Source organism: Streptomyces rectiverticillatus (genome assembly GCF_013394065.1).
In the GTDB taxonomy this organism is placed as follows: domain Bacteria; phylum Actinomycetota; class Actinomycetes; order Streptomycetales; family Streptomycetaceae; genus Streptomyces; species Streptomyces rectiverticillatus.
In genome coordinates this window covers 2,643,568-2,656,529 of the sequence record NZ_CP040752.1, presented here as the reverse complement: position 1 = coordinate 2,656,529, position 12,962 = coordinate 2,643,568, and the positions used below count along the sequence as shown (strand labels likewise).

General features: G+C 72.9%; 10 protein-coding genes and 1 pseudogene. 5 read left to right on the top strand and 6 right to left on the bottom strand.

Going from position 1 to position 12,962, the window contains the following annotated elements; translation table 11 throughout:
• The first annotated feature begins 16 nt into the window (after positions 1-16).
• Entirely contained in the window at positions 17-991 is a 975-nt protein-coding gene (locus tag FGW37_RS11390; RefSeq protein WP_179080966.1) for an EamA family transporter, read from the top strand.
• Here the strand turns inward: FGW37_RS11390 and FGW37_RS33285 are convergent.
• Positions 942-1,655: pseudogene (locus tag FGW37_RS33285) on the bottom strand (sugar phosphate isomerase/epimerase family protein); the annotation flags it as partial. The gene FGW37_RS11390 and the pseudogene FGW37_RS33285 sit on opposite strands and share 50 nt — an antisense overlap.
• Positions 1,656-2,025: 370 nt before the next feature.
• Here FGW37_RS33285 and recD2 point away from each other — a divergent pair.
• Both recD2 and FGW37_RS11380 read left to right on the top strand, forming a co-directional pair.
• A complete protein-coding gene (gene recD2, locus FGW37_RS11385) occupies positions 2,026-4,242 on the top strand; it encodes an SF1B family DNA helicase RecD2 (RefSeq protein ID WP_179080965.1) in 2,217 nt (738 codons plus the stop codon).
• A gap of 264 nt (positions 4,243-4,506) precedes the next feature.
• The gene (locus FGW37_RS11380; RefSeq protein ID WP_179080964.1) at positions 4,507-5,793 is read left to right on the top strand and encodes a citrate synthase; all 1,287 of its coding nucleotides are present in this window, start codon (positions 4,507-4,509) and stop codon (positions 5,791-5,793) included.
• 486 nt (positions 5,794-6,279) lie between these two features.
• On the opposite strand, the gene FGW37_RS11375 is transcribed toward FGW37_RS11380, so the two are convergent.
• The 5 genes from FGW37_RS11375 to FGW37_RS11355 form a co-directional block, all read right to left on the bottom strand.
• Positions 6,280-6,522 (bottom strand): heavy-metal-associated domain-containing protein, encoded by a 243-nt coding sequence (locus FGW37_RS11375; protein WP_179080963.1) that lies wholly within the window; start codon positions 6,520-6,522, stop codon positions 6,280-6,282.
• A gap of 180 nt (positions 6,523-6,702) precedes the next feature.
• Positions 6,703-6,909: a helix-turn-helix transcriptional regulator gene (locus FGW37_RS11370; RefSeq protein WP_179080962.1), complete on the bottom strand. Its 207-nt coding sequence runs from the start codon at positions 6,907-6,909 to the stop codon at positions 6,703-6,705.
• 188 nt (positions 6,910-7,097) lie between these two features.
• Positions 7,098-8,120 (bottom strand): Gfo/Idh/MocA family protein, encoded by a 1,023-nt coding sequence (locus tag FGW37_RS11365; RefSeq protein ID WP_179080961.1) that lies wholly within the window; start codon positions 8,118-8,120, stop codon positions 7,098-7,100.
• A 423-nt stretch (positions 8,121-8,543) separates the two neighbouring features.
• A complete protein-coding gene (locus FGW37_RS11360; protein WP_425506510.1) occupies positions 8,544-9,572 on the bottom strand; it encodes a Gfo/Idh/MocA family protein in 1,029 nt (342 codons plus the stop codon).
• 48 nt (positions 9,573-9,620) lie between these two features.
• The gene (locus FGW37_RS11355) at positions 9,621-10,547 is read right to left on the bottom strand and encodes a sugar phosphate isomerase/epimerase family protein (protein WP_179080959.1); all 927 of its coding nucleotides are present in this window, start codon (positions 10,545-10,547) and stop codon (positions 9,621-9,623) included.
• Between the two features lie 196 nt (positions 10,548-10,743).
• On the opposite strand from FGW37_RS11355, the gene iolC reads away from it, so the two are divergent.
• Together iolC and FGW37_RS11345 are read left to right on the top strand one after the other, a co-directional pair.
• Entirely contained in the window at positions 10,744-11,868 is a 1,125-nt protein-coding gene (gene iolC / locus FGW37_RS11350; protein ID WP_179080958.1) for a 5-dehydro-2-deoxygluconokinase, read from the top strand.
• Positions 11,865-12,743, top strand: coding sequence for a Cgl0159 family (beta/alpha)8-fold protein (locus FGW37_RS11345; RefSeq protein WP_179080957.1), 879 nt, complete (start codon positions 11,865-11,867; stop codon positions 12,741-12,743). Before iolC ends, FGW37_RS11345 begins: the two co-directional genes overlap by 4 nt.
• Positions 12,744-12,962 lie beyond the last annotated feature (219 nt).

Here is a 12,962-nt window from a genome sequence, read left to right as displayed (position 1 = left end):
GGCGAGGCTGGCCCGTATGCGTCCCCTGCACCTTTCCCTCGCCGTTCTCGTCGCCGCCGTCTGGGGCGTCAACTTCGTCGTCATCGACGTCGGCCTCGACCACTTCCCACCGCTGCTCTTCTCCGCCCTGCGCTTCCTCGCCGCGGCCGTGCCGGCCGTCTTCCTCGTTGGGCGGCCGCAGGTCCGGTGGCGCTGGATCGTGGCCGTAGGACTGGTCCTCGGCGTGGGCAAGTTCGGGCTGCTGTTCACCGGCATGCACCTGGGCATGCCGGCCGGCCTGTCCTCGCTCGTGCTGCAGGTGCAGGCGGTCTTCACGGCCCTCTTCGCCGTCGCCGCACTGGGCGAACGGCTCGGCCGAGCACGCGTGCTCGGCATGGCCCTGGCCCTGGCGGGCATCGCGGTGGCCGCCGTCGACGAGGGCACCTCCGGAACGCTCCTCGGCTTCGCGCTCGTCGTGGCCGCCGCGGCCGTGTGGGGCGTGTCCAACGTGATCACGCGCAAGGCCGCGCCGCCCGATGCGCTGCGCTTCATGGTGTGGGTGAGCACCGTGCCGGTGCTGCCGCTCCTGCTGCTCTCGCTTCTCTTCGAGGGCCCGGAGGCGGACGCCGCGGCGCTGCGGTCGCTCGACTGGAGCGGTGCCGGGGCGATCCTCTTCGTCGCCTGGGTCTCCACCGTCCTCGGCTTCGGCGCGTGGGGCTTCCTGCTGCGCACCTACGACGCCTCGGCGGTCGCGCCCTTCACCCTGCTGGTGCCCGTCTTCGGCATGTCGTCGGCGGCGCTCGTGCTGGGCGAGGGTGTGAGTCCGCTGCGCTGGGGCGCGGCGGTGCTGCTGGTGTCCGGCGTGGGCGTCACGGCCCTGGCGGGGCGGCGGCGAGCAAGCGGCGCAAGTACTCCGCCCCCGGCGCCGCCAGCTGCCCGAAATCGGCCGCCTGCGGGTACCAGCGCTTCTCGTACTCCCAGCACAGCCAGCCGTCCCAGCCCGACCCGGTGAGCACCCGGACGCACTCGCCGAGCGGCAGCGCCCCTGCGCCCAGCGGCAGCGGATCGAGCGCCTCGGGCGAAGCGACGTCCTTCACCTGTACGTAGCCCAGGTGCGGGGCGAGCACGGGGAAGCTCTCGGCGGGTGTCTCGCCGCCGAGCCAGGTGTGCAGGACGTCCCACAGGGCGCCGATGTTCGCGTGCCCCACGGGGCCGAGCACGCGGGCGGCGTCCGCGGCCCGGCGGTGCGAGTCGTGCGTCTCCAGCAGCACGTGGACGCCCCGGTCGGCGGCCAGGGGGGCCACCGTGCCCAGCCGCCGGGCCGCCGTCGCGTCGGCCTCCTCCGCGGGCAGGTCACCGCCGCCGGGGAAGACCCGCACGTAGCGGGCGCCGAGGTCGGCCGCCAGGTGGACCAGGCCGGACAGCTCGTGCAGCACGGGGGCGTCGTCGCCGGCGGCGGCGACCCGTGCGTACCCGGCCACCGCCAGGATCTCCACGCCCGCCCCGGCGAACTCCGCGACCGCCGCCTCCCGCTCCTTCGCCCCGCACCCGGGGTGCACGGGCTCCTCCGGGTGGGCCCGCAGCTCCACGCCGTCCCAGCCGTGCGCACGGGCCAGCCGCACCACCTCCCACAGGGGCAGTCCGGGCACTCCGAGGGTGGAGAAGGCGAGCTTCATGGGGGACGGGTTCCCCGGGGCGGGCGGGGACATGCCCTCTGCGCCGCGCCGCAGCGGGGACGGCCCGGAGGTGCCGAAATGGTTACCCTCGGTACGGCCATGGCTTACCTGCGGTAGCCGAGAACCCCGAAATCGCACAAGGGGTAACGGAACGATAACTCCTTGAAAGCGCTGCAACCCTTTGCGGCCCGGGTGGGTCGTACTTGTCGTCGGGCTTCCCGGGGAGGGATCCGGGGGGATTCAGGGGAAGCCGGTTTTGGGGGGGACGCGAGGGGCCCGGTCGTCGGACCGGGCCCCTCTGCCTTTCGCGCCTCGCGGGAGTTATCCACAGGCCCGAACACCTGTCAGACCGCGGCGGTACCGTCGGTGCATGGTCCAGATGGCAGTCGTCGAAGGTGTCCTGGAGCGGATCACCTACGCCAATGAGGAGAGCGGCTATACGGTCGCCCGCGTCGACACCGGCCGGGGCGGCGGCGATCTCCTCACGGTGGTCGGCTCGCTGCTCGGGGCGCAGCCGGGGGAGTCGCTGCGCCTGGAGGGCCGCTGGGGCTCCCACCCGCAGTACGGGCGGCAGTTCACCGTCGAGAACTACACCACCGTCCTGCCCGCCACCGTCCAGGGCATCCGCCGCTATCTGGGCTCCGGCCTGATCAAGGGCATCGGCCCGCGCATCGCCGACCGCATCACCGAGCACTTCGGCACGGACACCCTCGACGTCATCGAGCAACAGCCGGAGCGCCTGATCGAGGTCCCCGGCCTCGGCCCGAAGCGCACGAAGCTGATCGGCGCCGCCTGGGAGGAACAGAAGGCCATCAAGGAGGTCATGGTCTTCCTCCAGGGAGTGGGCGTCTCCACCTCCATCGCCGTGCGCATCTACAAGAAGTACGGCGACGCCTCCATCTCCGTCACCCGCAACCAGCCCTACCGCCTCGCGGCCGACGTCTGGGGCATCGGCTTCCTCACCGCCGACCGCATCGCCCAGGCCGTCGGCATCCCGCACGACAGCCCCGAGCGGGTCAAGGCCGGCTTGCAGTACGCCCTTTCCCAGTCCACCGACCAGGGCCACTGCTATCTCCCGGAGGAGCGGCTGATCGCGGACGCCGTGAAGCTCCTCCAGGTCGACACCGGTCTCGTCATCGACTGCCTCGCCGAACTGGCCGCCCAGGAGGGCGAGGAGGGTCCGGGCGTCGTCCGCGAGAGCGTTCCCGGCCCGGAGGGCGGGCAGCCCGTCACCGCCGTCTACCTCGTCCCCTTCCACCGCGCCGAACTGTCCCTGGCCGGGCAGGTGAAGCGGCTGCTGGGCGCCGAGGACGACCGGCTCGCCGTCTTCCGGGACGTCGACTGGGACAGGGCCCTCACCTGGCTCGCGGGCCGCACGGGCGCGCAGCTGGCCCCCGAGCAGCGGGAGGCGGTGCGGCTCGCGCTCACCAGCAGGGTCGCGGTGCTCACCGGCGGGCCCGGCTGCGGCAAGTCCTTCACCGTCCGGTCCGTGGTCGAACTGGCCCGGGCCAAGGGGGCGAAGGTGGTGCTCGCGGCGCCCACCGGGCGGGCCGCGAAGCGGCTCTCCGAGCTCACGGGCGCCGAGGCGTCGACCGTCCACCGCCTCCTGGAGCTCAAGCCCGGCGGGGACGCGGCGTACGACAAGGACCGCCCCCTGGACGCCGATCTGGTCGTCGTGGACGAGGCGTCCATGCTCGACCTGCTGCTGGCCAACAAGCTCGTCAAGGCCGTGCCTCCCGGGGCCCACCTGCTCCTGGTGGGCGATGTCGACCAACTGCCCTCCGTGGGCGCCGGGGAGGTGCTGCGCGACCTCCTGGCGCCCGGCGGCCCCGTCCCCGCCGTCCGGCTCACCCGCATCTTCCGGCAGGCGCAGCAGTCCGGCGTCGTCACCAATGCACACCGCATCAACTCCGGGGCCCAGCCCATCACTCAGGGGATGACGGATTTCTTCCTCTTCGCCGAGGAGGACACCGAGGAGGCGGGCCGGCTCACGGTGGACGTGGCGGCCCGGCGCATCCCCGCCAAGTTCGGGCTCGACCCCCGCCGTGACGTGCAGGTGCTGGCGCCGATGCACCGCGGCCCGGCAGGCGCCGGCACCCTCAACGGGCTGCTCCAGCAGGCCATTACGCCCGCCCGGCCCGATCTGCCCGAGAAGCGCTTCGGCGGCCGCGTCTTCCGCGTCGGCGACAAGGTCACCCAAGTGCGCAACAACTACGAAAAGGGGCAGAACGGAGTCTTCAACGGGACGGTGGGCGTCGTCACCGGGCTCGACGTCGTCGAGCAGCGGCTGACCGTGCGCACCGACGAGGACGAGGAAGTGGGCTACGACTTCGACGAACTCGACGAGCTCGCCCACGCCTACGCCGTGACCATCCACCGCTCGCAGGGCAGCGAGTACCCGGCCGTGGTGATCCCCGTCACCACGGGTGCCTGGATGATGCTCCAGCGCAATCTGCTCTATACCGCAGTAACCCGGGCGAAAAGGCTGGTGGTGCTGGTGGGCTCGCGGAAGGCGCTCGGGCAGGCCGTACGGACCGTCTCCGCAGGCAGGAGGTGTACGGCGCTCGATCACCGGCTGGCGAGGTGAGTCCGCTCGGGGAGGTTTTGTGAAGGGTCGAACAGGCCGTTCCGGGGTGCACGGGGGCCCCGCGGGCGCGGATGCGGGGTGGGATTCGTCTCTCATCGGTTTACCAACCGGGGCGAAGGGGGCAGTATGGCCAGGCTGGACGGCACTGAGTGCCGTCTTTAGGCCCTATGGCCGACCCCGAGTGCACGTGCATCGTCCAAATGGGGGAAGGTAGGGGTAGTCAGGGCACCTCGAAGAAGAGGCACAACGTCGGTGAGGGATGACGTGAGCGACAACTCTGTAGTACTGCGGTACGGGGACGGCGAATACACCTACCCGGTGGTCGGCAGCACCGTCGGCGACAAGGGCTTCGATATCGGCAAGCTCCGCGCCCAGACCGGGCTGGTGACCCTGGACTCCGGTTACGGCAACACCGCCGCCTACAAATCCGCGATCACCTACCTCGACGGCGAGCAGGGCATCCTGCGCTACCGGGGCTACCCGATCGAGCAGCTCGCCGAGCGCAGCTCCTTCCTCGAGACCGCCTTCCTGCTGATCAACGGTGAGCTGCCGTCCGGCGACGAGCTGGACACCTTCAAGGGCGAGATCACCCAGCACACCCTGCTCCACGAGGACGTCAAGCGGTTCTTCGACGGCTTCCCGCGTGACGCGCACCCGATGGCGATGCTGTCCTCCGTGGTCAGCGCGCTGTCGACGTTCTACCAGGACAGCCACAACCCGTTCGACGAGCAGCAGCGCCACCTCTCCACGATCCGGCTGCTCGCCAAGCTGCCGACGATCGCGGCGTACGCGTACAAGAAGTCGATCGGTCACCCGATCGTCTACCCGCGCAACGACCTCGGCTACGTCGAGAACTTCCTGCGCATGACCTTCTCGGTGCCCGCCGCCGAGTACGAGCTGGACCCGGTCGTCGTCAGCGCGCTCGACAAGCTGCTGATCCTGCACGCCGACCACGAGCAGAACTGCTCGACCTCGACCGTGCGCCTGGTGGGCTCCTCGCAGGCCAACCTCTTCGCGTCGATCTCCGCCGGCATCAACGCCCTCTGGGGCCCGCTGCACGGTGGCGCCAACCAGTCGGTGCTGGAGATGCTCGAGGGCATCCAGGCCAACGGCGGCGACGTCGACGCCTTCATCCGCAAGGTGAAGAACAAGGAGGACGGCGTCCGCCTGATGGGCTTCGGGCACCGCGTCTACAAGAGCTTCGACCCCCGGGCGAAGATCATCAAGGCGGCGGCGCACGATGTCCTCTCGGCGCTCGGCAAGTCCGACGAGCTGCTCGACATCGCGCTGAAGCTCGAGGAGCACGCGCTCTCCGACGACTACTTCGTCTCGCGCAACCTCTACCCGAACGTGGACTTCTACACCGGTCTGATCTACCGGGCCATGGGCTTCCCGACCGAGATGTTCACCGTGCTCTTCGCCCTCGGCCGCCTTCCGGGCTGGATCGCCCAGTGGCACGAGATGATCAAGGAGCCGGGTTCCCGCATCGGCCGCCCGCGCCAGATCTACACCGGCGTCGTCGAGCGCGACCTGCCGGTCGAGCACGCCTGATCCGTACGGGCGCGGCTGGTCCGTACGAGGCCGCAAGCGCCCGAGGCCGAGGCCTTGAGCCGACAAAAGCCCTGAGAGCCGCCATGGCTCTCAGGGCTTTTCGCAGGGCTGTGAAAAGCGCCCCGCCTCCGATCCCCCCACGGGTCGGAGCGGGGCGCTTCCCGTTCCCCGGTACGGATTCCCCCCACGGGATCCGGCCGGGAGCCTCGGTGCGCGCGACCGACGCGATCTGCCGGGACGCGTACGTACGGGAGGGCCGCTCAAAGCTCCCCGGGTACGTGCCCCGGCCACGCGTGGCCGGTACCGTCCCCCAAGACGATCCAGCACTGCCTGGTTAGACCCTCGACCCCCCGCAATGGTTACGTTGGGATTGCTGTGATCTAGGTCTCCTGCCATAACGGGCGCAGTCGGGCAAGAGGGCAAGTGTGTGGGTGTTGTGTCGCTTATGCGGCCGGATGAAGCTCCGCAGCCGCTGCAGGTGATGTGTCAGTCGCGGCCGACGAGCTCGTAGCCCGCCTCGTCCACCGCGGCGCGGACGGTCTCGTCGTCCAGGGGGGCCGAGGAGGTCACGGTGACCCGGCCGTCGGCGGCCACGGCCTTGACGGACGTCACGCCGGGCAGGGCGGAGATCTCCTCCGTCACCGCGGACTCGCAGTGGCCGCAGGTCATGCCGGTCACGCGGTAGACGGTGGTGGAGCCGGTGGTGGAGTCGGTGGTCTGGGAGCTCATGGCGGTTCTCCTCGGAAGGGTTGGTCGTGGTGCCGTGCACCAGTGGGAACACCTTACCCCCTGGGGGTATTCCTGTGAGGGTGAACCGGACATCCGTGCCCGGGGGTTGTGCGCCGGGCGGCCGACAGACAGGGCCCCGGACCGCGAGCGGTCCGGGGCCGGAAGGGCGGGTGGTGGGGGTCAGTTCCGGGTGTCGCGCCGGGAACGGTTGCCCGGGCGGGCGGCCACCCAGGCGCGGACGGTGTCCGCGAACCAGTAGGGCTTGCCGCCCTCGGTCAGGTCGGGCTTGGGCAGCAGTCCGTGCTTCCGGTAGGTCCGCACGGTATCGGTCTGCACGCCGATGTGCGCTGCGATCTCCTTGTAGGACCAGAGTCGACGGTCAGTCATCTCGCGCCTCTCCGCTGCGCCGCAGCGACGGAGGGGGATCCGTCGGGGGAGCTGCGGCGCGGCCTTGTCGATCACCACGACTGTTGTTCCGTGAACGACGCAGAGTGACCGCCGATGAGGCGCTGTCGTACGGCTGTGACGGAAGGGCGGTGGGAATGTGACGCCTGTGACGTACGTATGACCCCGGGTCAGCCCGCGGGGCCGGGTTCCGCGGGGGCGGCCGGGCGGACCGGCCGGTTCTCCCGGCGGGAGGTCTCGCACGCCTCCGCCACCAGCAGGGCGTGCAGGCCCTCGCGGGCCGGGCAGGGGTTGGGTGCCTCGCCGCGGGCCGCCCGCACGAAGGCGGCCAGCTCGGCGCGGTACGCGGCGCCGAACCGCTCCAGGAAGCCGGTCCAGGGGCGGGCCGGAGGGGGCGGTCCGGACGGCTCGGCCGACGTCGCGGGCGTACGGGCGTCCAGGCCCACGACCCACTGGTCGAGCTCCCCGGACAGCTCCGTGCGCACGTCGTAGCCCGCGCCGTTGCAGCGGGTCGCCGTCGCCGTCACCAGGGTGCCGTCGTCCAGGGTGAGCAGGACGGCGGCCGTGTCCACGTCCCCCGCCTCGCGGAAGGCCGCCGCACCCGCGCCACCGGTCGCGCCCCGCGCGTACACCTCCGTCACCTCCCGCCCCGTCAGCCAGCGCACCGCGTCGAAGTCGTGCACCAGGCAGTCGCGGATCAGCCCGCCCGAGCGGGCCAGGAACTCGGGCGGCGGGGGTGCGGGGTCGGACGTCACGGCGCGGATGGTGTGTACGCGGCCGAGCCGCCCGGTGCGCAGCGCCTCGCGCGCGGCGCGGAAACCGGCGTCGAAGCGCCGCTGGAACCCCAGCTGCAACAGCGTCCCCGCGGTGTCGACCTCGCGCAGCGCGCGCAGCGTTCCGGGGACGTCGAGGGCGACCGGCTTCTCACAGAACGCGGGCAGGCCGGCGCGGGCCGCGCGCGCGATCAGGCCGGGGTGGGCGGAGGCGGTCGCCGCGATCACGACCGCGTCGACGCCGCCCTCGAACACGGCCTCGGGGGAGGGGGCGGTACGGGCACCGACGCGCTCGGCGACCGCGGCGGCCCGCTCGTGGTCGGCATCCGCGACGACGACCTGCCCGACCCCGTCGAGCGCCGTGACCACGGCCGCATGATGCGCCCCGATCCGCCCGGCCCCGACGACTGCGATCCGCATGACTGACTCCGTCCTGTAGTCGGGCCCGGCACCGCCGGTTCCGTGGGCGGCGGGGCGCTGCGCCGTCGCGGGTCTTCCCCGCGGCGGCGGAGGGTGCATGCCCGGGCATCCGGGGGATGCGGGCCTGGGGGCCGGGGGCGTGTGTGGCGCTGCCCGTCCGTGAGGTTGCCGGCCGGGCGATCCGGTCCCGCCGCCGCGGCGAGTAACCCCCGCCGGGGCGTCCGGCGGTGCCGAACAGCCGCTGTCGGCTCGGCACCGCCGGTCTGCGCCGTCGTGGTTGTTCGCCCTTGCGGCGGAGGGTGCATGCCCGGCGTCCGGGGTGTGCGGGGGGCGGCGCGCATCCCCGAGTCCGCCTGCAGGGGACGCGTGTGCGGCGTCCGGAACGGTGCGGGCCGCCGGCAGGGCGATCGGCGTGCGCCGCCGTCACGCGTACAAGGGCGGCCGCGGCGCCAGGTCGATCTCCGTGCGGGTGCCCGAGGACTGGGCCCGGACGCCCGCCTCGCAGACCGCTGCCGCCGCGTACCCGTCCCACACGCTCGGTCCCTCCGTCACCCCGCGCCGCGTGGTGTCGACCCAGTGCTGGACCTCGCGGTCGTACGCGTCGCGGAAGCGGTCCACGTAGTCCTGGGCGACGGCGCCGCCCCAGCGGCCGGCCGCGTTCACGTACAGCCCGTGGGCGTCGCCGAGCCGCGCGCTGCCGCGCTCGGCCACCGCCTCGCACTGCACCTGGTAGCCGAAGCCGCAGTTGACGAAGATCTCGACGTCGGCGACCGCCCCGCCGGACGTTTCCAGGATGACCAGCTGAGGGTCGCTCAGGGCGTCCGGCGCGGCGGACGACGGGGCCGGTTTCACCACGCTCACCGCCGTGATCTCCTGCCCCAGCAGCCACCGCGTGGCGTCGATCTCGTGCACCACCGAGTCGTTGATCATCATCGCCTCGGTGAAGCCGGGCGGCGTGGCCACGTTGCGGTGCCGGCAGTGCAGCATCAGCGCCCTTCCGAGCGCCCCGCCGTCGAGCAGCGCCTTGAGCTGCACGTATTCGGCGTCGTAGCGCCGCATGAAGCCCACCTGCACCCGCCGGTGCCCGAGCCGGACCTCGGCGTCCAGCACCCGCAGCGCGGACGCCGCATCGGGCGTGAGGGGCTTCTCGCACAGTACGGGCAGGTCGCGCGCGAGGGCGGCCAGCAGGGCCGCCTCGTGCGCGGGCCCGGGCGAGGCGATGAGCACGGCGTCGACGCCGGGCGCGTCCATCGCCGCGGCGGCGTCCGTGTAGGCCGCGCATCCGGGGACGCCCCGCGCCACCTTCTCCGCGCGTTCGCCGTCGACGTCTATGACCGCGGCGACCCGGGCCCCGCTGATGGCCTCGTCGATGCGCCGGACGTGGTCGGACCCCATCCGCCCCGTGCCGATGACGGCGACGCCGAGGGCGCCTTCGTGCTCCGTACGTGTCATGTGCGCCATGTGCGCCATGTGTGCCACTTCCCTGGTCTCGGACGCGTCTCAGACGCCGCAGCCGCGCAGGAATCCCCGCGTGCGCCGCGCGATCGGCAGCGGGCGGTCCGGCGGGCACGGGTACATGTCCTGTTCCACGATGGCGAACAGGTCCGCGTCCAGCCGGGAGGCCGCGTCGATGACGGGTTCCAGCGCGGGAACCCCCTGCGGCGGCTCGCACATGACGCCCTGCCGCACGGCGGGACCGAAGGCCGTCCCCTTGGCGAGGACGTCCGCGAGGACCTCCGGGTCGACCTGCTTGAGGTGGAGGTAGCCGATCCGTTCCCCGTACGTCTCGATGAGCCGGACGCTGTCCCCGCCGCAGTACGCGTAGTGCCCGGTGTCCAGGCAGAGGCTGACCAGCGACGCGTCCGTGGCGTCCAGGAAGCGCGCGACGTGCGCCTCGCTGTCGATGTGGGTGTCGGCGTGAGGGTGGACGACGATGCCGAGCCCGTAGCGCTCGCGGACCTCGCGGGCGAGCCGCTCCGTGCCGGCGGCGAGGTGGCGCCACTGCTCCGCGCTCAGCTCGGGGTCCTCGACGATCTCCGCGGTCTTGTCGTCGCGCCAGAAGGAGGGGATGACGACGAGGTGGCGGGCGCCCATCGCGGCAGTGAGCTCGGCGACGGGGGCGACGTGCGCCCAGGTCGCCTCCCAGGCGGCCGGCCCGCGGTGCAGCGCGGTGAAGACCGTGCCGGCGGAGACCGTGAGGCCGCGCCGCTGCGTCTCGTCGCGCAGGCGGGCGGCGTCGGTCGGCAGATAGCCGTACGGGCCCAGCTCGATCCACTCGTAGCCCGCCTCGGCGACCTCGTCGAGGAACTGCCGCCACGGCAGCTGCGCGGGATCGTCGGCGAACCAGACGCCCCACGAGTCGGGGGCGGAGCCGACCCGGATGCGGCGGCGGTCGGCGGCGGGGGGCGTCGCGTGGGGAGCGGGCATGGTGGCTCTCCTCGGGCGAGGGCGGGATTGCCCGTAGCTTCCTAGGGGGGCGGGGGAGTGTCAAGGCTTCGTCCGGACATACGGACGTAACGTCAAGTCGTGTTCCGTTCACGTCTATATGTAAGGACAAATCCTTGACAGGGTCCGGCGGACCCGGCTAGACCTGAGCCGAATCGTCAGGAAGGGCGCCGAGCCGATGAGCCAGCCGAGTCCGCGTACGTCCCCCACCCCGTTCGACCTGATCACCATGGGCCGGGTCGGCGTGGACCTGTATCCCCTGCAGAGCGGCGTGCCGCTGGCGAAGGCCGAGACCTTCGGGAAGTTCCTGGGCGGCTCGGCGGCGAACGTCGCCGTCGCCGCGGCGCGGCTCGGCAGGCGCACGGCGCTCATCAGCCGCACCGGCGCCGACCCCTTCGGCGACTACCTCCACGACGCGCTGCGCGACTTCGGCGTCTCCGACCGGTGGGTGACGCCCGTCGCCGCCTACCCCACGCCCCTGACCTTCTGCGAGATCTTCCCGCCGGACGACTTCCCCCTCTACTTCTACCGCCGCCCCAAGGCCCCCGACCTGGAGATCCACCCCCACGAGCTCGACCTCGGCGCGATCCGGGCCGCCCGCGTCTTCTGGGCGACCGGCACCGGCCTGTGCGAGGAGCCCAGCCGGGCCGCGACGCTGGCCGCGCTCGCGGCGCGCGGGCGGCGCGGCGTCACGGTCCTCGACCTCGACTGGCGGCCGCTGTTCTGGGGCGGCGAGGGCGGCGCCTCGGGCGCGGGCGGGCGTACGGGGCCCGCCGCCATGGCCGCCGCCCGGCCGCACTACGCCGCGGCCCTCGCCCACGCCACGGTCGCCGTCGGGAACGCCGACGAGTGCGAGGTCGCCACCGGCGAGCGCGCACCGCACGCCGCCGCGCGGGCGCTGCTCGCCGCCGGGGTCGAACTCGCCGTGGTCAAACGGGGACCCGAGGGCGTCCTCGCCGTCCACCGCGACGGGACGACGGCGGAAGTGCCGCCCGTGGAGGTGGAGGTCGTCAACGGCCTCGGCGCGGGCGACGCGTTCGGCGGGGCCCTGTGCCACGGGCTGCTGTCCGGCTGGCCACTCGAACGGACACTGAGGTACGCCAACGCGGCGGGGGCGCTGGTCGCTTCGCGGCTGTCGTGCTCGGCGGCGATGCCGACGGGGGAGGAGATCGAGGGGTTGCTGGGCGAGGCCGCGGGCGCCTCCGGCGGGTCCGGTGCTTCCGGTGCGGCTCGCTCTTCCGACACCTCCATCACGTCCGGCCCGGAAGCCCGTGCTCCCCGTACGGAGGTTCCCCGGTCGTGACCGTGCAGATCGCTGAGCTCGCTCGTATTCGCAGCCGGCATCCCGAGGCCATCGCCGAAGCCGCCGGGCGGCGTGTCCGGCGGCCGCTCGTCGGGGACAGCGGGCGCCTTATGGTCATCGCGGCGGACCACCCCGCGCGCGGCGCCCTCGGCGTCGGTGACCGCCCGCTCGCCATGGCCGCCCGGCCCGACCTGCTGGAGCGGCTCTGTCTCGCACTGTCCCGGCCCGGCGTCGACGGGGTCCTCGCCTCCGCCGACATCCTGGACGACCTGTTGCTGCTCGGCGCGCTGGAGAACAAGGTCGTCATCGGCTCCATGAACCGCGGCGGGCTGGCCGGCGCGGTCTTCGAGATGGACGACCGCTTCACCGGGCCCCGCGCGGAGGACCTCGCGGCGCTGGGCTTCGACGCGGGCAAGCTGCTGCTGCGCATCGACCCCGGTGACCCCGGCTCGCTCACGACCCTGCACGCGGCCGCCCGCGCCGTCGATGCGATGGCGGCGCGCCGGCTGCCGGTCTTCGTCGAACCGTTCCTCTCCCGGCGGGCCGGCGGCAGGGTCGTCAACGACCTGAGCGCCGAGGCCGTCACGAAGGCGATCGCCATCGCCTCCGGGCTGGGGGGCACGTCCGCCTACACCTGGCTCAAGGTGCCGGTGACGGACGACCCCGCGGACATGGCACGGGTGATGGAGACGTCGACGCTGCCGGCCGTGCTCCTCGGGGGCGACGTCGGGGACGACCGGGACGCGGCGTACGAGCGCTGGCGGTCGGCGCTGCGCCTGCCGACGGTCCAGGGGCTCGTCGTGGGCCGGGCCCTCCTCTACCCGGCGGACGGGGACGTGGCCGGGGCGGTGGACAGGGCGGTGGGGCTGCTGTGACGGGTGCGCTGCGCGCGGCGCGGCCGGGTGCTACGGGGTGCGTCCGTGGGCGGGTGACGGCCCGTCGTCCCGCCCGGCCCGTCACGGGGGGCGGGCTCGGCACCGCCGGGCTTCTACGCGGTGGTTGCGCGCCGCTGCGGCGGGGGAAGAGCCCCGGTCCCGGTCCCAGTCCCAGTCCCGGTCCCAGTCACACCCTTCACCGCGTCGTCCACCCCACCC